This is a genomic window from Marilutibacter aestuarii, from assembly GCF_006546775.1.
Taxonomy (GTDB): domain Bacteria; phylum Pseudomonadota; class Gammaproteobacteria; order Xanthomonadales; family Xanthomonadaceae; genus Marilutibacter; species Marilutibacter aestuarii.
The window spans coordinates 1-23,395 of sequence record NZ_VICE01000154.1 but is presented as its reverse complement, the minus strand read 5'-3'; the positions used below and the strand labels follow the sequence as shown (position 1 = coordinate 23,395).

20 protein-coding genes are annotated in these 23,395 nt (G+C 64.4%); 9 read left to right on the top strand and 11 right to left on the bottom strand.

Annotation, left to right across the window (positions count from 1 at the left end; translation table 11 throughout):
- The first annotated feature begins 95 nt into the window (after positions 1–95).
- The 9 genes from FKV25_RS15800 (at position 96) to FKV25_RS15760 (ending at position 8,802) form a co-directional block, all read left to right on the top strand.
- A complete protein-coding gene (locus FKV25_RS15800; RefSeq protein WP_170218679.1) occupies positions 96–908 on the top strand; it encodes a D-hexose-6-phosphate mutarotase in 813 nt (270 codons plus the stop codon).
- A gap of 115 nt (positions 909–1,023) precedes the next feature.
- Positions 1,024–1,770, top strand: a complete 747-nt coding sequence (locus tag FKV25_RS15795) for an electron transfer flavoprotein subunit beta/FixA family protein (protein WP_141519748.1) — start codon at positions 1,024–1,026, stop codon at positions 1,768–1,770.
- Entirely contained in the window at positions 1,770–2,711 is a 942-nt protein-coding gene (locus FKV25_RS15790) for an electron transfer flavoprotein subunit alpha/FixB family protein (RefSeq protein ID WP_141519747.1), read from the top strand. The genes FKV25_RS15795 and FKV25_RS15790 overlap by 1 nt, the downstream gene beginning before the upstream one ends.
- A gap of 39 nt (positions 2,712–2,750) precedes the next feature.
- Positions 2,751–3,884 (top strand): glycosyltransferase, encoded by a 1,134-nt coding sequence (locus FKV25_RS15785; RefSeq protein ID WP_141519746.1) that lies wholly within the window; start codon positions 2,751–2,753, stop codon positions 3,882–3,884.
- A gap of 29 nt (positions 3,885–3,913) precedes the next feature.
- A complete protein-coding gene (locus FKV25_RS15780) occupies positions 3,914–4,693 on the top strand; it encodes a class I SAM-dependent methyltransferase (RefSeq protein ID WP_281286261.1) in 780 nt (259 codons plus the stop codon).
- The gene (locus FKV25_RS15775; RefSeq protein WP_141519744.1) at positions 4,690–5,634 is read left to right on the top strand and encodes a lysylphosphatidylglycerol synthase domain-containing protein; all 945 of its coding nucleotides are present in this window, start codon (positions 4,690–4,692) and stop codon (positions 5,632–5,634) included. Before FKV25_RS15780 ends, FKV25_RS15775 begins: the two co-directional genes overlap by 4 nt.
- Before the next feature lie 32 nt (positions 5,635–5,666).
- On the top strand, positions 5,667–6,626 hold the full coding sequence (locus FKV25_RS15770; protein WP_141519743.1) for a glycosyltransferase family 2 protein: 960 nt from the start codon (positions 5,667–5,669) through the stop codon (positions 6,624–6,626).
- Positions 6,512–8,143 carry an ArnT family glycosyltransferase gene (locus FKV25_RS15765; protein WP_170218677.1) on the top strand — a complete coding sequence of 544 codons (1,632 nt, stop codon included), beginning with the start codon at positions 6,512–6,514 and terminating at the stop codon, positions 8,141–8,143. The genes FKV25_RS15770 and FKV25_RS15765 overlap by 115 nt, the downstream gene beginning before the upstream one ends.
- Positions 8,144–8,163: 20 nt before the next feature.
- Positions 8,164–8,802, top strand: a complete 639-nt coding sequence (locus tag FKV25_RS15760) for a hypothetical protein (RefSeq protein WP_141519741.1) — start codon at positions 8,164–8,166, stop codon at positions 8,800–8,802.
- A 72-nt stretch (positions 8,803–8,874) separates the two neighbouring features.
- Here FKV25_RS15760 and FKV25_RS15755 read toward each other — a convergent pair whose 3' ends face one another.
- From FKV25_RS15755 to FKV25_RS15705, 11 genes are all read right to left on the bottom strand, one after another.
- A complete protein-coding gene (locus FKV25_RS15755) occupies positions 8,875–11,760 on the bottom strand; it encodes a glycosyltransferase family 2 protein (protein WP_141519740.1) in 2,886 nt (961 codons plus the stop codon).
- Between the two features lie 126 nt (positions 11,761–11,886).
- Entirely contained in the window at positions 11,887–13,188 is a 1,302-nt protein-coding gene (locus FKV25_RS15750) for a hypothetical protein (protein WP_141519739.1), read from the bottom strand.
- A gap of 73 nt (positions 13,189–13,261) precedes the next feature.
- Entirely contained in the window at positions 13,262–14,266 is a 1,005-nt protein-coding gene (locus FKV25_RS15745; RefSeq protein ID WP_281286258.1) for a GDP-L-fucose synthase family protein, read from the bottom strand.
- Positions 14,263–15,426 (bottom strand): GDP-mannose 4,6-dehydratase, encoded by a 1,164-nt coding sequence (gene gmd / locus FKV25_RS15740; RefSeq protein ID WP_141519737.1) that lies wholly within the window; start codon positions 15,424–15,426, stop codon positions 14,263–14,265. The genes FKV25_RS15745 and gmd overlap by 4 nt, the downstream gene beginning before the upstream one ends.
- Positions 15,427–15,689: 263 nt before the next feature.
- Positions 15,690–18,122: a glycosyltransferase family 2 protein gene (locus tag FKV25_RS15735; RefSeq protein WP_170218676.1), complete on the bottom strand. Its 2,433-nt coding sequence runs from the start codon at positions 18,120–18,122 to the stop codon at positions 15,690–15,692.
- A gap of 106 nt (positions 18,123–18,228) precedes the next feature.
- Entirely contained in the window at positions 18,229–19,446 is a 1,218-nt protein-coding gene (locus FKV25_RS15730; protein WP_141519735.1) for a polysaccharide pyruvyl transferase family protein, read from the bottom strand.
- Between the two features lie 134 nt (positions 19,447–19,580).
- Complete coding sequence (locus FKV25_RS15725) at positions 19,581–20,321, bottom strand: SDR family NAD(P)-dependent oxidoreductase (RefSeq protein ID WP_170218675.1); 741 nt, start codon at positions 20,319–20,321, stop codon at positions 19,581–19,583.
- A gap of 1 nt (position 20,322) precedes the next feature.
- Positions 20,323–21,258, bottom strand: coding sequence for a phosphoglycerate dehydrogenase (locus FKV25_RS15720; protein ID WP_170218674.1), 936 nt, complete (start codon positions 21,256–21,258; stop codon positions 20,323–20,325).
- Entirely contained in the window at positions 21,255–21,959 is a 705-nt protein-coding gene (locus tag FKV25_RS15715; protein ID WP_211345467.1) for an acylneuraminate cytidylyltransferase family protein, read from the bottom strand. Before FKV25_RS15715 ends, FKV25_RS15720 begins: the two co-directional genes overlap by 4 nt.
- A gap of 7 nt (positions 21,960–21,966) precedes the next feature.
- Positions 21,967–22,848 (bottom strand): glycosyltransferase family 2 protein, encoded by an 882-nt coding sequence (locus tag FKV25_RS15710; RefSeq protein WP_141519733.1) that lies wholly within the window; start codon positions 22,846–22,848, stop codon positions 21,967–21,969.
- Positions 22,849–22,858: 10 nt separating this feature from the next.
- On the bottom strand, positions 22,859–23,395 hold a 537-nt coding region (locus FKV25_RS15705; RefSeq protein WP_141519732.1), incomplete at its 5' end, for an MBL fold metallo-hydrolase.

The window sequence follows — 23,395 nt, the reverse complement described above, 5'->3', positions numbered from 1 at the left end:
GCCGGCACACGGGGCCCACGCGTTCATAATGGAGCGCGCCCCGAGCCACAGATGCCATGGACATGCACGCGTCACCCGATCCAACGAACGATCGCATGATTTTCGGACAGCATCGCCGCGACGCCGACGGCATGACGATCGCGGCCGCGTCGCTTGGCGCACAGCTGCTGTCATGGCAGGCGGCAGGCCGTGAGCGCCTGTTCCTCGGTCCCCTCGACCGTGCCACGCCCGGAACCGCGATGCGGGGTGGCGTGCCGGTCATCTTCCCGCAGTTTTCGATGCGCGGCCCCGGTGGACGCCACGGATTCGCGCGGCGCATGCCCTGGCGCCCGGTTGAAGGCACGACCCCGGACCGCCTGGCGTTCGTGCTGGAAGACGATGCGTACACGCGCGGGGAGTGGCCGCACCCCTTCCGCCTGCGCCTGGAGGCCGCGCTTTCGCCCTGGACGCTGCGCATGGCCCTCGACGTCGTCAATACGGGTGCGACCTCCTTCGATTTCGCCGCCGCCCTGCACACCTACCTGGCCGTGGACGACACCGCCGGGGTACGAATAAGTGGCCTGTCCGGCCGGCGCTTCCTCGACTCGACCCGTGATGTTGATGCCGTTGACACCGAACCGGTGCTGGCGCTGGATGGCGGGGAGATCGATCGCATCTACGCCGACGTCGCCTCTCCTCTGCACCTCGAGGACGGGCCGCACCGGCTCGACATCGCGATGTCGGGGTTCAGCGACGTGGTCGTCTGGAACCCGGGGCCCGCGAAGGCCGCGCAGCTGCCGGACCTGGCCCCCGGGGACCATCTGCGCTTCGTCTGCGTCGAAGCGGGCCGGATCCTGGTCCCGGTCCATCTCGAACCCGGCGAATCCTGGCGCGGCGAGCAGTCGCTTTCCTTGTCCCCCGCGGCCTGAGCCGGGAGACCGCCCTGTTCCGGCGGGGCCCATCGGGGTGCGCTAGAATCGACGGTCCGCCATGGCCAAAGCGGCCCCGGCCCTCCCCTCCAGGCTATTGAGGAACCCCCACTCGATGAAGATCCTCGTCGGTTACAAGCGCGTGGTGGACTACAACGTCCGCATCCAGGTCAAGCCGGACGGCTCCGGCGTCGTCACCGATGGCGTCAAGCTGTCGGCCAATCCCTTCGATGAAATCGCGCTGGAAGAGGCGCTGCGCCTGCGCGACAAGGGCATCGCCAGCGAGGTGGTCGTCGCCACCATCGCCCCGGCCGACGCCCAGGCCCACCTGCGCAACGGCCTGGCCATGGGCGCCAACCGCGCCATCCACGTGGTCAGCGAGGGCGGCATCCAGTCGCTCACCGCCGCACGCGCCTTCCTCAAGCTGGTCGAGAAGGAGCAGCCCGACCTGGTGATCCTGGGCAAGCAGGCGATCGACGACGACGCCAACCAGACCGGGCAGATGCTGGCCACGCTGTGGGGCCGCCCGCAGGCGACCTTCGCCAGCAAGCTGGACGTCGCCGACGGCAAGGCCACGGTGACCCGCGAGGTCGACGCCGGCCTGGAGACCCTGGAGGTCGACCTGCCGGCCGTGGTCACCACCGACCTGCGCCTGAACGAGCCGCGCTTCATCAAGCTGCCCGACATCATGAAGGCCAAGAGCAAGCCGATCGACACGATCGCCTTCGCCGACCTCGGCGTCGACGCCGGCGACACGCTCAAGACCACGAGCTACGCGCCGCCGCCCAAGCGCAGCAAGGGCGTCATGGTCAAGGACGCGGCCGAGCTGGTCGCCGCACTGAAGCAGAAGGGGTTGCTGTAATGAGCAAGGTACTGATCGTCGCCGAGCACCTGGACGGCAAGCTGAATGCCTCGACCGCCAAGTGCGTCTCCGCCGCGCGGGCGCTGGAACCCGAGTCCATCGATGTCGTCGTTCTCGCCGCCGACCCGGCCGCCGTCGCCGCCGAAGCAGCCACGATCGAAGGCGTCTCGAAGGTCCTGGCCGTCGCCCACGAAGCCAACGCCCATGCGCTGGCCCAGGTGCTGGCGCCCCAGGTCGCCGGCCTCGCCACCGGCTACAGCCATGTCTTCGGCCCCTCGACCACCTTCGGCAAGGACCTGATGCCCTGCGTGGCGGCCCTGCTGGGCGTGGCCCAGGTGTCGGACGTGATGTCGGTCGAGGGCAGCCACACGTTCAAGCGCCCGATCTACGCGGGCAACGCGATCATCACCGTCGAGGCCCCGGCCGACCACGCCGTCGTGGCGACCGTGCGCACCGCGTCCTGGCCGGAAGCCAAGGCCGGCGGCAGCGCGCCGGTCGAGGCCACGTCGGTCGAGGCCACCCTGCCCACCCATACCCGCTTCGTCGGCCTGGAGGCCGGCAGTTCCGACCGTCCCGACCTCCAGAGCGCCAAGCGCGTGGTGTCCGGCGGCCGCGGCGTGGGCTCGGCGGAGAACTTCAAGATCATCTACGACTTCGCCGACAAGCTCGGCGCGGGCGTGGGCGCCTCGCGTGCCGCGGTCGACGCGGGCTACGTGCCCAACGAAATGCAGGTCGGCCAGACCGGCAAGATCATCGCCCCCGAGCTTTACGTGGCCATCGGCATCAGCGGTGCCATCCAGCACCTGACCGGCATCAAGGACGCGGGCACGATCGTGGCGATCAACAAGGACGCCGACGCGCCGATCTTCGAAATCGCCGACATCGGCCTGGTCGGCGACCTGTTCAAGGTGCTGCCTGAACTGGAAACGGCGCTGGGCTGAGTTGCAGGGCCGGTCTGCCGGCCCCGGCGGGAGCGAAGGATGCGCGTGGTTTTCTGGGGTACCTACGACACCGGGAAGCCGCGTACGCGCATCCTGCGGGAAGGCCTGTCGCGCCAAGGCGTGGAGCTCCACGAGATCCACGCCTCCACCTGGGAAGGCATCGAAGACAAGAGCCAGCTCCGGGGCTTCGTCCGGCTGGCCGGGATCGCACTGCGCTGGCTCTTCTCGTATCCACGCCTGGCATGGCGACTGGCGCGGGTCGCCCGCCCGGACCTGGTGCTGGTCGGTTATCCCGGGCACGTCGATGTCTTCATCGCCGCCCTGGTCTGTCGCTTCCGTCGCATTCCGGTCGCGTGGGACGTCTTCCTGTCTGCCTACGACACGATCTGCCTGGACCGGCGACTGCTGCGCGAAGGCAGCTTGGCCGCCCGGCTGCTGCGACGGTTGGAGGCGTCGGCGATCGCGCGTGCGGATTACGTCTTCATGGACACCCAGGCGCACGCACGCAGGATCGAGCGGCTGTTCGACCTTCCGAAAGGGCATTGCGATGCGGTCTGGGTGGGAGTGGAAGCAGAGCGCTTCCCGCGCCTGCCCCTCGCCCAGCGCGGCCACGGTCCCTTCCGCGTGCTGTTCTACGGACAGTTCATTCCCCTTCACGGCATCACGACCATCATCGAGGCGGCGCGCCTGCTCCGGCAACGGGACATCGAGTGGCGGCTCGTGGGCGTCGGCCAGGAAGCACCGCGGATCCGCGCCCTGCTCGACGCCGACCCGCTGCCCCGCGTCAGCTGGATGGAGTGGGTGCCCTATGAAGCGCTCGCCGGAGAGCTACGCGAGGCGGACATCTGCCTGGGCATATTCGGCGACTCCGAGAAGGCCGCCAGCGTTATCCCCAACAAGGTGTTCCAGATCGTCGCCTCCGGACGGCCCCTGGTGACCCGTGACGGCCCCGCGGCACGGGAACTGCTGGTGTCCCAGCCCGGCTGTACCTACCTGGTTCCCTGCGCGGATGCAAAGTCCCTTGCCGACGCGCTCCTCGCCCACATGGCCCTTGCCGCCACCGCGCAATCGCCGTGCCACGAGAGTACCCGGCCCCGTATCGACGCCACCGCCATCGGAGAACAGTTCATGGATATGATTCGACGCAGGAATATCGTGGGGCGACCGTCGTAGTGAGCGCAAATGATTTCGTCCTCGATCCGATGTTGGGGCCAGCCGCGCCAGCGCTGGGCTGGGTGCCGGCGCCACGATACCTGCTCAGGCGGCAGCGGATCCTGCCGGCGCTCGAAGGCATCAGCCCGGGCCCGGTGCTCGAGATCGGGCCGGGGGCCGGGATGCTGCTGCAGGAACTTCACGCGCGCGGATTCCAGTGCCATGCACTGGAAACTTCCGCGGAAGCCCGTGACCTGATCCATCAACTGTGCGTGGCGTCCGACCGCGCGATCCAGGTGCACGCCGTGGCTTCCGAACACTGGCGTGAACGATTCCCGCTCGTGATGGCGTTCGAGGTGCTTGAACATATCGAGGACGATGCCGGAGCGCTCGCCCAATGGGCCCGATGGCTGGCCCCTGGCGGCACCCTCCTGCTTTCGGTCCCTGCACACCCACGGCAATGGAACGCCGCCGATGTATGGGCCGGCCACTACCGACGTTACGAGCGTCGTGGCCTCGTCGAACGCGTGACTGCGAGTGGCCTTCGGGTGGAGCACGTGGAGTGCATTGGATTCCCGCTCGGCAACCTCACCGAACGCCTGCAAGCACGGGGATTCCAACGCAGAATCGACGCCACGGGCGAGACGGGAGCGCGGGAAGCGAACAACGATCGAAGCGGCATCGATCGAAGCGCGCTGCTCAAATGGTATCCACTGCTCCGGTCGTGGCCCGGCAGGCTCGCCCTCAGGGGCGCGTTCGCCGTCCAGTGGGCCACTCGCGGCCTGCCCTTCGGCAATGGCTACCTGCTGGGTGCCAGGAAGCCCGCATGAAGCCCTGGCTGCGAGCCCTGGGCATCCTGGTTTCATTGGCGGCGCTCGGCTTCTTCGTCGTCTATGCCAGGCGTTCGCTGGCTGGCCATGACCTCAGGCCGCTGCTCGAGCCCGGGATCATCGCTTCGACCGGCCTTCTCACGCTCTTGTACGCATCCTTGATCCCGATCACGGCATTCGCCTGGTCGCGACTGCTGGCGGACATCGACCGGCCGGCGCCGCTCGGGGTAACGTTGCCGATCCTGGCCACCACCCAATTCGGCAAGTACCTGCCTGGCAACGTCGGCCACCACTTGGGGCGTGTCCTGCTCAGCCGGTCGATGGGACTTGGCATGGGCGCCATCCTTGCATCCATGGCGTACGAGACATTGTTGGTCATGTTGGCAGGCGCGCACGTCGGCGCACTCACGCTGCTGGCCGAAGCGCCGGCGGCGTTGCGCGACTGGCCAATCCTCGAGCATCGCGGTGCGCTCTTCCTGGGCCTCAGCATCGCGGTCGCGCTCGGGCTCGCGGGAGCCCCGGGCCTTGCGCGGCTGGTGCGTCGCCTGCGAGGCCTCGGGCCGGAGCAAGCGGGCATGCGCTCACCCCGCCTGTCGGTCTCGATCTCCTGCTACCTGCTCTACGCAATCAATTTCCTGATCGTTGGGGTTGGCCTGTTCGCCGTTGCCGCGACGCTCGCGCCCGAGGCCGCCGAACCGCGCCTGCTGGTGCTGCTCACCGGTGCATTCGCCTGTTCGTGGCTCATCGGCTACATCGCGCCGGGCGCACCCGCTGGGCTGGGCATCCGGGAGGCGATGCTCGCCTTCTGGCTGCACGATGCATTGGGCCCGGTGACCTCCATCACCCTGATCGTTGCCCTGAGGATCGCCACTACGGTCGGCGACCTGTTGAGTTTCGCGTGGGGTAGCCTATGGCTGGGGCGCAGGAACCCCCAGCGCTAGCATCAGACATCCGACATGGACAGACATACCGCATGAAGCTGATCATCCAGATTCCCTGCCTTGACGAGGCGCAGACACTTGCCGTCGCTCTTGCCGACCTTCCACGCCAGGTGGAGGGCTTCGACTCGGTCGAGTGGCTGGTCATCGATGACGGCTCGACGGACGATACCTCCGCGGTGGCGAAGCGGCATGGCGTCGACCATGTGGTTAGACACCCGGTCAACCGGGGGCTGGCCACCGCCTTCATGACCGGGCTGGAAGCCTGCCTGCGCCTGGGTGCGGACGTCATCGTGAATACCGATGCCGACAACCAGTACAACGGCGCCGATATCCCGCGCCTGACCGCGCCGGTCGTGGCGGGACAGGCCGACATGGTCATCGGAACCCGTCCGATCGACGACACCCAGCACTTCTCCTGGATCAAGAAGAAGCTCCAAAGACTGGGAAGCTGGGCGGTGCGCATGGCCAGCAAGACGAAGGTCGAAGACGCGCCAAGCGGATTCCGGGCGATCTCGCGCGACACCGCGATGCGCCTGAACGTGTTCAATGCCTATACCTACACCCTTGAAACGATCATCCAGGCCGGCTTGAGCAACCTCCTCGTCCTCTCCGTGCCCGTGCGGACGAATGGCGATCTCCGGCCGTCGCGCCTGGTCAAGAGCATCCCCAGCTACGTCAGGCGATCGCTGGGCACCATCGTACGGGTCGCGATCATTTATCGCCCCCTCAAGCTGTTCCTTTTCATCGGAGCGGTCTTCATGGCCGCCGGTGTCTTGACCGGCGCGAGGTACCTCTACTTCGTCGCCCTCGGCGAGGGCGACGGCCACATCCAGTCGGTGGTGCTGACGGCCCTTTGCGTCATGATCGGCGTCATGATGTGGATGATGGCTGCGATCTCCGAACTGATCTCGACCAACCGGAAACTCCTGGAACGGCTGAACTGGCGACTTCAGAAGCTGGAGGACAGGATCGAACCGGCCGAAGGAAGCTAGTCATGATCAGGGAAAACCCATCCAACGCGCCTGGGCTTCCCCGTCGCTTCCTGATGGTCGCAGCGTTCGTCGCGCTGGCGTTCCTTGCAAAGTTCGCGACCTACGGCATCCTCGTGACGCCCCTGTGGGACATTCCCGACGAGCCTGGCCACTACGACTACGCCGAGAACTTGTCGCGTGGCCAGTGGCCTGTCCTGGGGCAAGCGCATTTCAGCGAGGAGACGATGCGCTCCTGGCGGGGCGACGGCGTTCGCCCGGGACGGAACTGGATCGCGCAGCATCCGCCGCTTTTCTATGCGATTGATGCGCCCGTGATCGCGATGGCACGGATGGCCGGACTGGGCTACGAGGGACGCGTCCGGGCGGCACGCCTGCCCAGCGCGATATTCGGCGCCTTGACGATACTGGGCCTCACGCTCCTGCTCGCGAGGACGACCGGCAATCCGGCGGCCGCGCTGGGGGCGTCGATACTCTTCGGTGCGACACCGATGTTCACCCACCTGGCCGGTGGCGTCACCCACGACACCCTGGTCGCGTGCACGGCGACCTGGGGCGCGTACTGGTGCACGCGATGGCTGCAGTCGGGCGCTTACCGGTACCTGTTGTATTCGGCGGCGATGATGGGGCTGTGCTCCCTGGCCAAGGTCACCGCCCTGGCGATGGCGGTCCCCTTTTTCTTTGCGGTCGCATGGCAGCTGTGGAAGTCCGCTGACCCGTCCGGCCGCTTCCGCCACTGGGTGCCGGCCATCGCGATCGTCTGGCTGCTGATGTTCGCGCCCATCGCTTCATGGATGGTCCGTAACCTCTTCCTCTTCGGCCAGATCCTGCCGGACGCTTCCATGCTGTCCAGCCGGGAGAGAGTGGTCATCGACTACTTCGCGCTGATGCGCGAGCACCCGTTCTGGGAGCACACGATGCTCAACTTCGTCGCATTGCTCGGCTGGAACGGCGGCGGCGAGGGCAAGCTTGCGTGGATCCAGGCGAACGGATGGACCGCGCGCTACTTCCTCGGGGTAATTGGCGTCGCGGCCGCGATCGCCATCATCGCACCGCTGCGCGACAGGCTTTCACGGCCGAACTGGTGGCCCTACCCCGTGCTGGCGGTCGTGGCGATCGTCGCCGGGACCGTCTATGCGACACAGCCGCTGCCCCATCTTGCACGCTGGACCGCGGAGGCCCTCCTGGCCGCGATGCTGGCAACCCTCGCATACAACGCACGAGGAACGTTCCGGGCGATTCCAGGGCAATGGCTACTGTTTACGTCCGCCTTCTGCGTCGTCGTCTTCGCGATGATCTACTACCACCACCTGTGGGGATCCTACATTGGCACGATGCGCGCCACGCATGGTCGCTACTTCTATCCGGTCGTGCCTTTCCTGCTGGTCGTATGCGCGTCGGCGTTCCGCGGCAGGACGATGGGTGCGCTCCTGCTGGCAGCTTCGATTGGCGCCCTGATCGCCTGCGATGCCTTCTACCTGCGCCAGATCCTGCCCCTGTATGGACACCTCTCGACATGATGATCCGATGCGCGGCGGTCGTGGCCACCCTCCTCGCCCTTGCCTGGGCGCTGAAACCGTTCGAGAGCTACAGGCCGCTCTACTCCACGGCGGCGGGCAAGAGCCAGCCCGCCGGTGAGATACGTCCCGGCTTCCGGCTGGTGCAGGAGGTGCACCCCGGCTCCGTCGACCCCAGCGAGTACGTGGAGGGCGACGAAGCATGTTTCGAGATCAGGTTCGCCACCTACATGCGCCGGAACGAAGGCGACATCGCCGTGATCCTGTCGCAGGACGGCAGGCAGCACGCGTGGAAGATCGATGCATCGACCCTTCGCGATAACGCCTTCAAGGCGTTCTGTCCGGGCCCGCGCTTCCAGCCGGACAAGGGGTTCAACGTCGAAGTCGATGGCGTCGACGGCGCACCAGGTCATTCGGCGACGCTGTGGCTGGTGAGCGACTCGCGACTTGGCAGCGTCGACTCCGCCTCGTTCGAAACGGGGGGCATGGCATTGGCCCTCAGGGTGAGCGAGCGCAACGGGTTCAGGCCTGACATGGTATTTGGCATCGCCCAGGGCGGCTTCGTGATCGGCCTCGCCTGTACGCTGCTGATCGCGCTGGCGGCGTTCCTCGCGCTTCCCACGACGACACACGACGCCCGCTCCCGGCGTGATGATCCCTGAAGCCCTCAACCGTCGATTCACGCGCCGTCGCGTCCGGCACCAGCGGGAGGCGGCGGCGGCCGCGGACGGCGACTAGCGCGCCAGTGCGCTACCGGTGCGGGAAATCGAACGCGGGGGGAACGCCAGGGCGAAATCAGTGCCCATCAGCGTCAGGTTCGGATTGTAGGCGGGGTCGGCGTAAAGGAGCTCGCCCCACCGCTGCTCCATCCTGGAGACTTCGCCGCGAAAGCGCTCCGACTTCTCGGGGGTGTCGTCGCTGCCTCGAGAAGCGGACTCGTGGTGGTACAGCTCGGCGAAAGGCGTCCACAGGTTCCTCAGGCCCGCCTGGCCCAACCGCAGGCAGAAATCGATGTCATTGAAGGCCACCTGGAAGGACTCATCCAGGCCACCCACCTGCAGGTAAGCCTCCTTGCGGACGACCAGGCACGCCGCAGTGACTGCGGACATGCTCTGCAAGACCTTGGCGCGCCCCCCATGCCCGGGGTAACCCCGCGGCTTCCCGACGTACGCATGGTTGGCGACGCCCCCGACGCCGAGGACCACGCCCGCATGCTGGATGCAATCGTTGGGGTAATAGAGCATGGCACCCACTGCGCCGACGTCCCTGCGCGAGGCAAGGCTCACCATCTCGCGCAACCAGTCGGCTTGGATGACCTCGATGTCGTTGTTCAGAAGGGCCACGACTTCGCCCCGGCACTGGGCCACCGCCCAGTTGTTGATCGCGGAGAAGTTGAACGGCGCATCGTATGCGAGGACCGTCACGTCCTCCGAGCTGGAAAGCGAACTCAGGTATGCCAACGCTTCGGGATCCGAAGACTGGTTGTCCACGATGACGAGTTCGAAATCCGGGTAGTTCGTCCTCTCCCTGATGCTGGAAACGCAGGTCTTGAGCAGGTCGGGACGATCCCGGGTGGGAATGATGATGCTGACCTTCGGCGCAGGATCGGGGAGCCGCCAGACGGTGCGATAGTGCCCATGGGGCAACTGCACGACCGACGCGGCGGCACGAGTGCGCGACAGGTGGTCAGCCACGGCGCTGGCACCCGCATCCGCGGCGTAGTCTTTCGCGTCCCGCTGCAGCGCCGTCGAACCCGCGATTGCACGCCAGTGGTAGAGCACCCGCGGCACGTGATGGATCTCCGAGGCCTCGCAGCGTTCGGAGCAGCGCAGGAAGAGGTCGTGGTCCTGGCTACCTTCGTAACCTGCGCGGAACCCGCCCACCGACCTCACCAGGGAGGCATCGACCACGGTGAAATGGCAAAGGTAGTTCTGGCTCCTGAGGAGGTCAGGGTCCCAGGCCGGCTTGAAATATGGATCGAAACGCCGCCCGTTTTCGTCGATCTTGTCCTCGTCCGAATAGACGAGGCGCAGGCCCGGCTGCTCCCGAAGGGCCTCGACGACTTCCAGCAACGCATGGGGCCTCAGTTCGTCGTCATGATCGAGCAGCCCAATGTACTCGCCGGTCGCCAATTCGAGCGCGCTGTTGGACGCCTTCGATATGTGTCCGTTCTCACCGCGAAAGACGACCTTGATCCGTGCATCCCTGGCCGAGTATTCATCGAGCACCGCACGCACGTGCGGCGATGGCGAGCAATCGTCGGCGATGCACAGCTCCCAGTTCGGATACGCCTGCGCGATGACGCTCTCGATGCATTTCCGCAACCAGCGTTCGGGCGTCTGGTAGACGGGCAGCAGGATGGATACCAAGGGGCCGTCGGCCATTGCCAGCGCTCGCTGTCGCAACGGCTCGGCATCAAGCGGGGAGAACGTGTCGAACTTCTTGGCCCAGCTCGCGTATCCGGTCGCATTCCGGATGCTCACCGCCTGGTAGTGACTGAAGAGCTCACGGGTGGCGTTCGAGACGCCACCGCCGCGCATTCCGCGCACGAAGCGCGCCAGCGCGCCCGCCCTTGCACGCCAGGGGGCATGGTCCGCGCCCGTCCCGATCCGGGTCAGCATGTACAGGAAAGCACGCGCGCGGCCCAAGCGCTCGAGGCGCAGGTCTGCGAGGCGGAACGTCGCCCGTCGCGTGGTCGGGTCGAAGCGGAGCGAATGGGTCTGCCATGGCAAGACCAGCAAGACGTCCATGCTGCCGTCTGCGCCAGGCTCGCCCAACGGTACCAGTGCGCCTTCATTGGTTCCGCGTCCGTAATCCGGATACAGGCAACTGCCGACGAAGTAGCCTTCCAGCAACTCCACCCGCCCACGGAACCGGTACCAGCCCGCCGGCAGCGGGCTTCCCAGGACATCCTGCGAAACCACGAACCGGGGATCGTCGCCCGTCGCCGCCCAGGTGTCGTGCCCGGCGGAGTGCACCTGCCCCGCGGGCCTGGCATCGAATCCGAGGGATGGCATGAGCCCGCGTCGCAGCCTCAGCTGCAGGGCGCGATAAGCGGGGCGCGAGCGCAATGTCTCGGCGAGACGCTCGTGCAGGAGCGCCTTGTAGTACACCTCGATCCGACCCGCGGCGGCGTGCACGCCGCCGGCAACGAGTGCCCGGCACATGCTGCCGAAGAGAACGAGGATGGCTAGCACGCCGTTTCGACGGCCGCTGCCGCCCGCGATCGCCATGGTGGTAAGCAGCAACGCTTCCCTGCGACTGATCCTTCGCAACTCGAGTCCCGCAACAGGTTGTAGGTCGCCCATCGCCAGGCCCTCGACGAGCAAGACATCCGTCGGCGCGGGCAACCGAATGGCGACTTCAGGTTCGATCAATCCGTCGAGCGATGCCGGCACGGGCCAGCGTAAACCAGCACCGGCCCGGGCCTCGATCGAGAAGCCCTGGGCAGGTGGATGGTCCCCGAGGCGGCCCTTGAGCACATACCACCCCGCCGGCAGGACGGATCCATCCGAAGGCGCGAAAGCTGTCACCGGCATCTCCGACGCCTGCACGCGTCCGGCACCTGGATGCGCCCCCTCGCGCATGTCGATCGGCGTCAGTGATATGGATGGCTGCATGGGAGGCTTCTACGCAAGAGCGGCGGGAGATGCTGCAAGGGCCCCGGGAAGAGGCCTGGCGCCAGCAGGCAGGATGCCACGGGAGCTCTCCGCCCCATCAAGTACTGCCGTCAGCATCGGACGCACTCAGGCCGGCTTTGCTACCGATCCGGGGATGCCTTCCCTGGGGCTCCTGCCTTCCGCTGCGCCATGCTGGATGAAGTGCACGAGGGGGTCGGCGGCCGACTTGCGGACGTCGATGTTGGCGGCCAGGTAGTGAGTCGAATCGAAGTCCGGGCCAGGATTGCGGCCCTCCCGCCAGCCATGCAGGTGATAGTGTTCGGCCGGATCGCTTCCCGCGTCCCTGACATCCCGGTAGGTATCCAGGTACCAGTCCGCATCGAACCACCGACTGCTTCGGATCAGGCCGAGCGTGGACTCGAGTTCGCGCCGATGACGACGCGCCTCGCGCGACGTCCTGACCCGAAGGGGCAGGAGTCGGGTGTAGACCCTCCGCATGAGGACGGAAAACAACGCCCTCGTGGAAAAGACCGAGGGATCAGGCCTGCGGGCCACCTGCAGGTCCAATTCAGCCTGCATCTCATGCAACTGGAGCCTCAGTGCGTCGACCTGCATGTTGGCGGCACGGGAGGCCTCCGCGCTCGCTGTATTCTCTGCTTCGACATCGCGAAGGCGGAAATAGTATTGCTCCAGCTCTTCCTGCAGCTGGTGCAGTTGGATCACGAGCAGTTCGGCCCGCTGTTCGGTACGTTCCAGGTGTTCGGACTTCTCGACGTCCTTCCTGACCCGCAACTCCCCGTGCGCCTTCGCCTCGGCATCCAGTTCCTGGCGCAGGCCTTGCTCGCGTCCGGCGCGCTCGACGTGCTGGAACAGCTCGATCAGTTGTTCCCCTGTCAGTTCATCCGCGACGGGAACGGTGGCGGTGGCCCCGGCCTGCTGGAACCAGGAGACTGCCCGCAAGGCGCTCTGCACTTCGAGGTAACGATGGTCGTGCCGGGCCAAGAGCTGGAACAGGGCGTGCCTGGTCTTTGCCAGCGGGTCCCCGTCCCCATCGGCACGGGGGTGTTCGTGCTTGCCCAGTCGCAGTGCGGCGGCCACTTCAACAGGCGCCAGCGCATCGCCCTCAACGAACACCAGATCCTGGCCCAGCTCCCGTCGCATGTTGAGCGCGGCCCGGTTGTGTACGAGCCAGGCTTCGAGCCTGGATTCCAGCAACCTTGGATCGTCGGGACCGGCGGCGAGCGCATAGGCCACGGGACAAGTATGGACCCATGCCAGCTTCGTGCCTTCCACGCGGGCAGTCCCGCTGGCCACCTCGGCGAGCAGCTTCTCGGCATCCACCCAGTCGGCATTCGGCGGTCGCGCGGAGGCCTCACCTTCAGCGCGATTCCACCAGGTGCTGTCGAGACCGGAAAATAGGATCTTCATGTGTACTTCAATCTTCCCAATATGCTTGCGTCATGACGCTTGAGCGTGGTGCTTGGCATGCGGCGCCCACGCGTCATCCACGATCACCCAGCACGCCCCTGAGGGGCCTGGACGCGTCGCCCTCCCGGTCCCGGTACCACGCATACGTCGTCCGCAACCCCTCACGAAGGGGGATGCCGGGAGCCCAACCCAGTGCGCGGATCCGCGACACATCCAGGAGCTTCCTGGGCGTACCGTCTGGCTTGGCGCTATCGTACCGGATACGCCCCGCATAGCCAGTCAGTGCCACGATCTCGTCCACCAGATGGCGGATCGAACAGTCTTCGCCGGTCCCGACGTTCAGGTGGTTGATCCCCGTCATGACGGTGTCCCAACGCTCATCCGGGAGCGCCATCACCGTGCGGCATGCCGCGGCGAGGTCGTCGACGTGCATGAACTCCCTGAGGGGCGACCCCGTACCCCAGACCACGACCTCTTCGGCTCCCGACGCCGCCGCCTCGTGGAACCGTCTCAGCAGGGCGGGCAGCACATGCCCGTCTTCCAGGCTGAAGTTGTCGCCGGGCCCATAGAGATTGGTGGGCATCAGGCTCCGATAGCGCCGGCCGTGCTGGCGACGAAAGGCCTCGCAAAGCTTGAGGCCCGCGATCTTCGCGATTGCATACGGCTCGTTCGTCGGCTCGAGAGGCCCCGTGAGCAGCGCCTCTTCCGGGATGGGTTGTGGCGCGAGCCTGGGGTAGACGCACGACGAGCCAAGGAACAGCAGCCTGTCGATCCCGGCGTCGTGCGCGGCCCCCACCAGATTGCACGCGATCGCAAGATTCTCGCGAATGAAGTCCGCGGGCAGGCGGTCGTTCGCGGAGATCCCTCCAACCCGGGCGGCCGCGACGTGGACTTCGTCGATGCGTTCGTCACGAAAGAACGCCTCGACCTCCTCCTGTCGCGCCAGGTCGAGCTCGGAGCGACTCCGGACGACCAGTTCGACATCGTCGTCGTGCCGCAGCGCGCGCACGATGGCGCTGCCCACCATGCCCGTGTGCCCGGCGACGTAGACCCTACGAGTCGCGCCCGGCGCGCTCACGAGCCTTCACCGGGTGGCGCGTCCTTGAACCCGAACCCGTGGGCCTCGAGCAGGGCGATGCGCTTCGCCTGGACCAGGTCTGCCGCCATCATTTCCGCGCAAACCTCGCCAACGGTCCTGCGGGGACTCCACCCCAGTTCGCTCATGGCCCTGCGCGCATCACCCAGGAGCGTATCGACTTCCGCGGGCCTGAAGTACCTAGGATCAACACGGACGATGACGTCGCCAGGCTTGATGGCGGGCGCCATGTCGCCCGTTACCGACCGCACGACGCCCTCTTCCTCCACCCCCGCGCCACGGAACTCCAGCTCGACACCGATCTCCCTGGCGGACGCGCGCACGAAATCCCTCACGGAACACTGGACGCCGCTCGCGATGACATAGTCCCGGGGAGCGTCCTGCTGGAGCATCAGCCATTGCGCTTCGACGTAATCCCCCGCATGCCCCCAATCGCGGAGCGCATCGAAGTTCCCCAGATGGAGGGTGCGTTCGATGCCGAGTGCGATCCTCGCCAGTCCGCGGGTGATCTTGCGAGTGACGAACGTCTCGCCACGCCGCGGGCTCTCGTGGTTGAAGAGGATGCCATTGCAGGCATACATACCGTACGCCTCGCGATAATTGATCGTGATCCAATGGGCGAACAGCTTGGACACGCCATAGGGGCTTCGCGGATGGAATGGCGTGGACTCGCGCTGTGGACTCTCACTTACAAGCCCGTACAACTCGGACGTCCCGGCCTGGTAGAAGCGAACCCGCTTCTCCATTCCCAGCAGACGCACCGCTTCAAGAAGCCTCAAGGCACCGAGCGCATTCACATTCGCCGTGTACTCGGGCAAGTCGAAGCTCACCGCGACGTGGCTTTGCGCGGCGAGGTTATAGATCTCGTCCGGCTGAACGTCTTCGATCACCCGCACAAGGTTCGAACCATCAGTCAGATCGCCATAATGCAGGTGGAATCGGCGATCTGGCTCATGCGGATCCTGATAGATGCCATCGACCCGCTGGGTATTCAGCGAGGACGACCTTCGCTTCAAGCCGTGGACGACGTAGCCCTTGGCAAGCAGAAGCTCGGCGAGATAGGAGCCGTCTTGCCCCGTCACGCCCGTGATGAGTGCGCACCTTCCATTGCTGGCGGCAGAGACGGGAGCAGTAGAGGTCATTGGAGGCACCGGCATTCAAGGAACAAAGTGATCGAATTGGTGGGACTGTTCAGAATATGGAAGCGAGCGAACCCGGCCAGATGGTAGATCCCGCTACGATCCTCACCAAGTCCGAACGAACGGCAGTGTGACGCAGAAGAGAGCGCGCAAGCTCCAATACGCCCACTACCAGCTCTTGTACGAGTCCCTCCAAGATCAGGCCTGGCGGGGTCGTGAGCACGCAGCGCATGACCTAGGAGTATCGAACCCCCGATGGCCAACCCTCAACCCGTAAGCAACCGTGCGCCGAGCAAGCCCTTGAACCGAATTCCCTCCTCCACGTTGAACGTCGACCGGGCCACGATCGCCTGCAGGGCGTCCACGCTCTTGTCGACCGAGGTCCTGGTTTCGTCGGGCGTGATGTCGCAGTGCTGCTCCAGGAAGGTCCCAGGCGCAGGATCATCGGCAACAGCGGCCCTGAGCGCGGAAACCAGCGAACGCTTGTCGTTTGCGGCATGGAAACCGCCAAGGGGATCAAAGAACTTGTCTACCAGCTCCCCATGGCCGTTGTAGTAAACGACCGGGCAACCGATGACCAGCGATTCCAAGATGGCGCCACTGAACCGACTTATGAGCACGTCGCAATCCACGAGCAGGTCATACAGGCCCCTGTCGCTCACGTTGTAGCTCGACAGGTCGCCCTGATCCTGAGGGTGTTGCGACACGATCATCTCGAAGCCGCACTCGTTGCAGGCCGACTGAATATCACTCAACCAATCCGCGCGACGATCAGTCATGACGCCGTAGGAGAAGTTGACATTCACGACCACCTTGACAACCGGGCCGCGGTTGGCGCGAGCCCTGGACTCCTTGTGGGACCCGAGCCCATCGAGCCTTTGCACCCCCGTAACCCACAAGGTCTGTCCAGTTTCCGGGAAATACTTGCGGTCGAAGTTACCCGGCAGAAAGACATTCGCGACCTCGCGGTATGGGCTCCGCTTTCTACCCGTGTCGCTGTCCAGAAAATCCTGAACTCCCTCCACGATGCCTACGGTGGGTATCCCGCAACTGTTCGCGTGCTTGACAAGCGGTTTGACGACCGTGTCCCAGTCGTTCATGCATACGATCACCTTGGGCAGCACCCGCGAAAAGACGAACTCGTTGTATGACATGAAATGCTCGGCCAAACTCGGATCGAAGGCCTCTTCATCCCGATAAGGAACCGAAATATCGACGAACCTGAATGTCAGCCCAGCCGCGCGCAACTTTGGGATCAGAAGCTCGAAGCTTCGGGTGTGGTACTTCTTGTGGGGTACGAAGACCAGATCCACAACCTCGTCGGGCAACCGTTCGAGTCGCCTGGTCGCAAGAATCCTTCCCCCTATGGCCTTCACGTCAACGCCGTCGAAGACGCAGCCGATGAGACATCGAGCCGCTCTGGAAAAGCGCTGTGCGAGGCCCTCATCCAGCACCGTGACCCCGTAATATCGCTTGAATCCATTCTCCAGCCAGCCCAGGAGATTCTTCCCCGAGTAGCCTGAGACGCAGGAATAGAAATCCGGGATGTGCATCAATACTATATCTCGCAAACCCTCGTAGTCGGGCTTGACTTGCAACTCGTCCAGCCTCGCCAATTCGATGCCAATGAAGTTGAACACGCGCGTGGTGAAGTGGTGCTGCGCAAAGTAATACCCCCATTCCTTGTCGAAAATCGCAGCCGCGTAGAATCCATCTTCGTACGCAACCTCGACGGGGTCGGTGTCCCCACCCTGTGGCGCATGCGCCCGGAAGAAATTCCCTCGCGAGCGTTCGACGTGGAGAAGGGGGGCCCGCCGAATCATGCTGCCAGATGTCTGGCGATAGCCACTCCCGATCGTAGGTGCAGATACAAATACATATCCCGCCCTCAGCACCTTTGACCACAGGCGCCAGTCCTCAGCTTGCGGGTATTCTTCGGGGAACCCTCCCATCTCTACCAGCACATTACGCTTGATCAATGGCTGATTGGCATTGAAGGGGCAGTCACCTCTCGTCGAGACGAAGTCCACGAAATGCGGCTTTCCGGACAAGCGTACAGCCTTGATCGGGCCGCTGTGGTCCTCCGCGATTGTTTCGGAGAAGTCGTAGGAACCGGCCACCGCACCATGGCCCATCAACGGCGCCAATGCCGCCACGCGGTTCGCAATGGATTCGGGTGCCAAGAGATCGTCGGAATCCAGGAAGGCAACCAACTCCCCCCTTGCAAGCCTGAGGCCGGAATTCCTCGAAGCAGCCAGCCCCCCGTTGGCGCGGTGCTGGTAAAACCGGAAGCGCTTGTCAGACTGCGCCATGGCCTTGGCCATCGAGGCGGATGAGTCCTTGGAAAAGTCATCAACCAGAATGCATTCGAACCTGCCATAGGTCTGGGACCGGATGCTCTCCAGCGTAGCCTGAAGGAACTTCTCGGCGTTGAAGCATGGCACCACCAATGACACGAGGGGCGCCGCACGCGTGGGCGACAACGACTCTGCGCCCGTCTGGAACAGCCCCGACCCTTCGACGATTGCCACGCCTTGCCCGTGCCAGCGATGGCTTCCTTCAAGGAGCAGCAGCAGTCGCGCTTCTGTCCGACGGTAGATCCGGGCCAGGTCAGGGTCTGTGTTCTCGACACGCCTGATGAGTTCAGTCACGAGCTCGAGCGCAGCGACGATATCGCCGCTTCGCTCGAGCTTGTTCACATCTGCAATTCCCATTGCCATTTCAAAAAAATCTCATTCTTCTAGAGCCGATACAGGTGGGCGCGCTTGATCCACGCATGGCCTCCGTGATAGCGGAGAGCGCATCCTATACCGCTGCTGCGAGCAGCTGATTCCTGTTCACCAAGCTCAACCCCGCTGACTCAACGGCTTTGACAAACGGCTCCAATCGCTTGCGGTAGCGTGTCTTGAATACGGTCAGCGCCTCAAGCGAGCACTGTTCCTCCACAATCGCCTCCACGCCCGACTGCTTGAGCTCGGAGAAAGTAGTCTTCGGCATTCCGAAGAAATCCGTAAGTTCGTCGATACGCTGATCACCGGCAATGAAGATGGCCGGCACCCCCGCTTGCAGGCCCGCGACCCCGCCATGGAAGCGATCGCCGAGGTAGAAATCGACTCTCATCATGTACTGCCGCCATTGGCTCACCTCATTGAACCAGTAGTAGTCAGTGAAAGGTAGTTTCAGCCCCAGCCGCTGCTTGAAGAAGTCGTTGATCACTTCGGCACTGAGCCGTCCCGTTGCATCGTCATATACGTCGGGTCGCGACTCTATATCAGCATACGAGAACACTTCGTCTTGAAATACGTAATCCGGACGCACGCCCTCCATGCAATCCAGGAAAGTACTCGCGCGTTTGAAGCCAGGCCTGGAGCCATCGAGATTATTGTAGGAAACGTGACCCGCCGTAGCCCAGCGACAACCGGGCGAATAACCCGCCGCCTTTATGGAGAGTATGTTCTTCGGATAGACGTACAAAGAAGGGCATCCGAGAATCTTGTGATTATGCAGTCCAAGTGACTTCATGAACTCGGACGTCTTCTCGCCACGTACGCCCAGAAGCGTGCACTTCTTGTTCAGAAGATCGAGCAGCTCCCTCGTGGACGGATGCAGCACCCCAGGATCCTGCACCGGAGTCTGCATTCCCGCGCCAAACACCACCAGAGGAACATCGACCTCTTTCAGCACGGCCACGAGACCCGTGTGGTTCATCCCCTTCCTGATGAAATTGGCCATGCTCAAAACAACGAAGTCAAAGTGACTCCGCATGTACTCTCCGAAGCCCTTGCCAAGCGCCTTATGCAGGTGAGACAAGTTGCCGACACAGGACCTGGAGCGGTTTACGTTGAGCAGTTTGAGCACTGCCTCCGCATGAACCATGTTCCCCTTGTTCCCTGTCAGGGAAAACGAGGGCTTCAGGTCCTCGATGGTGTTTACTGCCGGGCATGGCAGGCCATTGGTGTAGGGGGCTGGATCGACCTGCCGATGTAGCGTCTGTGCGGTCGAGTGGAAGTAGATCCTGTCCATCGCTTTCGTCACCTTCTTTAGTGTTTTTTCTCATCGAAGGCGCTCCGAATCGCTGCCGCTGATGGCGCAAGTGCGACCCAAAGGTTCGAATGAGCAGAGATCCGGGCAGGTCAGCGCCCGTGTCGATTCAAATCCTATACCGGATCGTGCAGCCTAGCGGCGATCGCACCATCCAACCCAACGAGCGAACCGGATAGGAAACCCGATCCCTCCCTGACTATGGCAACGGCTAGGGACGCCAACCCTTCGGCAGACCCGACCTGGCCCACGGGATGATGCGATTCAAGTGCTGAGAACCCTTCCGCGTTTCCGGAGAACCCGGCCCGCAACATCGGCGTATCGATGGCTGCTGGCTCGATCGCATTCACTCGCACGCGAGAACCCAGTTCGACCGCCATGGCGCGCGTCATGCCGCTGAGCGCCGCCTTGCTGGTGGCGTATGCCACGAAGCCAGGTTTGGTCAGCCGGGCATGGATGCTACTGATGTTGAGTACGCTGCCCCTACTGGCTTCCAGCTCCGGCAAAAGCGCCTGTGTCCAGATGAAGGGAGCCAGCAAATTGACTTCCAGGCTGTCCCGCCAGGCGTCGCGATCCAGGCTCTCGATGCTCCCGAGGATCTGGATCGCTGCGTTGTTGATGAGCGCATCGAGGGGGCGAGCACCCAACGCGGCGCGCACTTTCGCGAAAATCTCGCCTGCGTGGGCGGGATCACGAACCGTGCGCGCCAGATCGCACGAGATGTACTGGTCGGTCGCAAGGTCGGCTGGCCTCTCGACCCGATCCACTGCGATCACGTCGCTACCGGCCTGAACGAAGCCTCGCACCAGCGCTTGGCCAATTCCACCGGCTGCACCCGTGACCACGACGCAGCCCACGTCAGCTATCCAGGAAGCCGAACAGCTTGTCCATCGCCTCTTGGCTCGCCCGTCGCACGGCGTCTTTCGTGTTGGAGCCGTTGTGTGAGCCGAAGATGCAACGCGGCATCGCCCGTAGCGGCGAATCCGCGGGCAGGGGTTCCACCTCGAAGACATCCAGCGCGGCTGCGGCCACGTGCCCAGACTGGAGCGCGTCGATCAGGGCCTGCTCGTCGATCAAGGGTCCACGGGCCACATTGACCACTTGGACGCCCGGCTTCGCACTGGCCAGCACCTCGGCATTCAACATGTGGCGGTTGCGTGGGTTCAGCGAGCACGTGAAGACGATGAAGTCGGCCTCTTCAATGCGCTGCGGCCAGGTCGCGCGCTCCACGCCGCCAATGCCGCCGTCGTCGTCGTTGCCCGGGTCATACGCAACGATGGGCATATCAAAGGCCGCGAGCCGTTTCGCGGTACTGCGTCCGATGTCCCCGAAGCCGACCAGGGCCACCCGCTTGCCGGCCAGGCTCATGCCCGGCGGCTTGGGCCACCCGTGGTCGAGGCGAATGCCGCGATCGATCAGGAACAGGTCGCGCGCGAGGCCGATGACGTAGCCGAGCGCGACGTCCGCCACTTCGCCCCCGAACATGTTGGGTGTGTTGATGATGGGAATCCCAAGATCCTTGCACGCGGCGAAATCGACGTTGTCCACGCCGATGCCCCACTTCACCGCCGCCTTGAGCTCGCCCGCCCGGCCTGCTTCGAAGACGCGCCGCGTGGCTGGATCGTCGCCGATGATCCAACCTTCGTACCCGGGCAATTGCGCCATCAGCTCTTCTTCGGTCATCACTTGGGTGACCTTCGCCGGCACGAGTTCGTAGCCGCGTTCGGCCGCTACCGGAACGAACTCTTCGATCATCCCCAGCATGGGTGGGCAGGTCACGAGGATCTTCTTCATCCGGCCAGCCCCTGCTGCTGCATGAAACGCGCCGCGACGACGGCGAAGTCCCAATCGTCCGGGGTATCGATGTCAATGGACTCGAACTGCGGGCCCTCGAACATCATGGGCTTGCGCCCGATCCTTGCCTGGGTGGACTCGAAGCTCGGCCGGGTGAACAGGTAGATGTTCGAGTTCTCCTCGTACCAGGGCTCCAGGTCCTGGGTGCGGACCAGGTTGTCGGGATCGTGGTTCACGGGGCTGCAGTCAGCCCGATAGAAGCGGGTCTGCACCTTGTCGACCGTGAACAGGGAGTCGGCGCTCCCCGACGCCAACGCGGCATCGTACGCCGCCAGGGCCCGCCGGACGGTGTCGGCGCTGACCAGCGGATTGGTCGTATGCGTCATGAGGTAGACGTCGGCGTCGACATTGGCGACGTCGTCGGCCAGGACCAGGTTCATCGACACCATGTCGCCGCAGATCTCGGCCTTGCGGTCGCGGATCTTCACCCGCTCGGTTTCGACGAGACCGTTCTCCGCGAGGATGTGGCGCGCATCGGTATTGATCACCACCTCGTCGATCTCTTCGACTTCCAGCAAGGTATCCAGGATCCAGCGGAACAGCGGCTTGCCGCAGAATTCGCGAAAGTTCTTGCCCTTGACGCGCTCGCTGTTCGCCTTCATCGGCAACAGGGCGACTACCTTCTTCTTGTTTTTGTCCATGGATCGATCAGCTCGGATAGAAATACTTGTCTTTTTCCGCATGCGACAACTTGCGGTGCTCGTGGTTGCCCATGAAAGAGCCCGTGTATTGGCAGAAGCGGTATCGCATGATGCCCAAGGCATGGCGAAGCCAGGCGCCTTCGCCCCAGGCGGCCTTCCAGTCCTGCCAGATGCTGCTGCAGATGTATCGAACGGTATCGCGTCGGCGTACGTGTATCTGGGGCATGATCTTCTGCAGCGCCAGGGCTTCCCGTTCGAAACGGCGCCGGACCTGGGGCCAGCTCTCGGCATGGTAGTGGTACACCCCTGCCTCGGCGACGTAGCCGACCTTGCCGCCAGAACGGCACAGGCGCTGTGCGAGCTCCATGTCCTCCAGGCCCGTGACGTCCTCGTCGAAACGGTACGTTGCCCAGGCAGCCCTCGAAATGGCCGAGTTCGCGTTGTTGCAGAAGAAGCCTTCCTGCGGCACCGCCGATGCCTCCGGAAAATACTTCCCGAAGATGCGACACTCACTGAAGTGGCTTTCCGCTCCCCCGAACTGCCGGCCATAGGTATAGTCGACGAGACCGTTGGCGATGGGGTCGCAGAGCAGGCGGAGCCAGTGTTCGTCGCGTGGGACGCAATGCCCGCTGACGAGCACGAGGATGTCGCCCGAGGCGACTTCGCACCCCATGTTCAGCGAGCGCCCGAACGAAAACTGCTCGCGCGTGATGTGGGTGATGACGCAACCATGCCTCTGCGCGATCTCGAGGGTCCCGTCGGTGGATCCCGAGTCGATGACGACCACTTCGACCCGGAATCGCCCAAGATCCTGTCCGTGGATGGATTCGAGCAACTCCCCGAGGTAGCGCGCCTCGTTGAGCGTCCGGATAACGACGCTGATCAGCATGAAATGGAGTTCAAACGGGGAAGTGGGCTGGCTGGATGGACAGGCTGAAGGCCGGCTGCATCTGGGCATAAACCGCCCGGATTTCGTCAAGGCCCACGGCATTCGCGGCAAACATGTCCCAGTGTACTGGAACCACCGTCCCAATCCCAAGCTCGTCCGCCATTGCGAAGGCTTCGCGCACCGACATGTTGCCGATGATGCCGCGCCGGGCCCGGAAGAAATTGGGCTCGTTCACCGGCAACACCGCGACGTCGATCGGGGCAAGTTTCGCCAGGGCATCGATGAGCGCCTGCTTGACACTCGTGTCCCCCGCAAGATAGGCACGCCGGCCGGCTCGCTGCAGGACGAAGCCGACGCAGTCCAGCCGGCCTTCCGGGTCGCGACGGATCTCGGGATGCGCGGCCGGGACCGCATGGACCGACAGCCCGGGCGCAAGCGGCTCCCAGGCTTCCCGGGCCGGGAACAGGCGCCCTTCCTCCACGCCCCACTCCGCCAGCAGTCGCAGGACGCTGGGAGGACCCATGAACCTTGCCGCGGGCGACGCCCT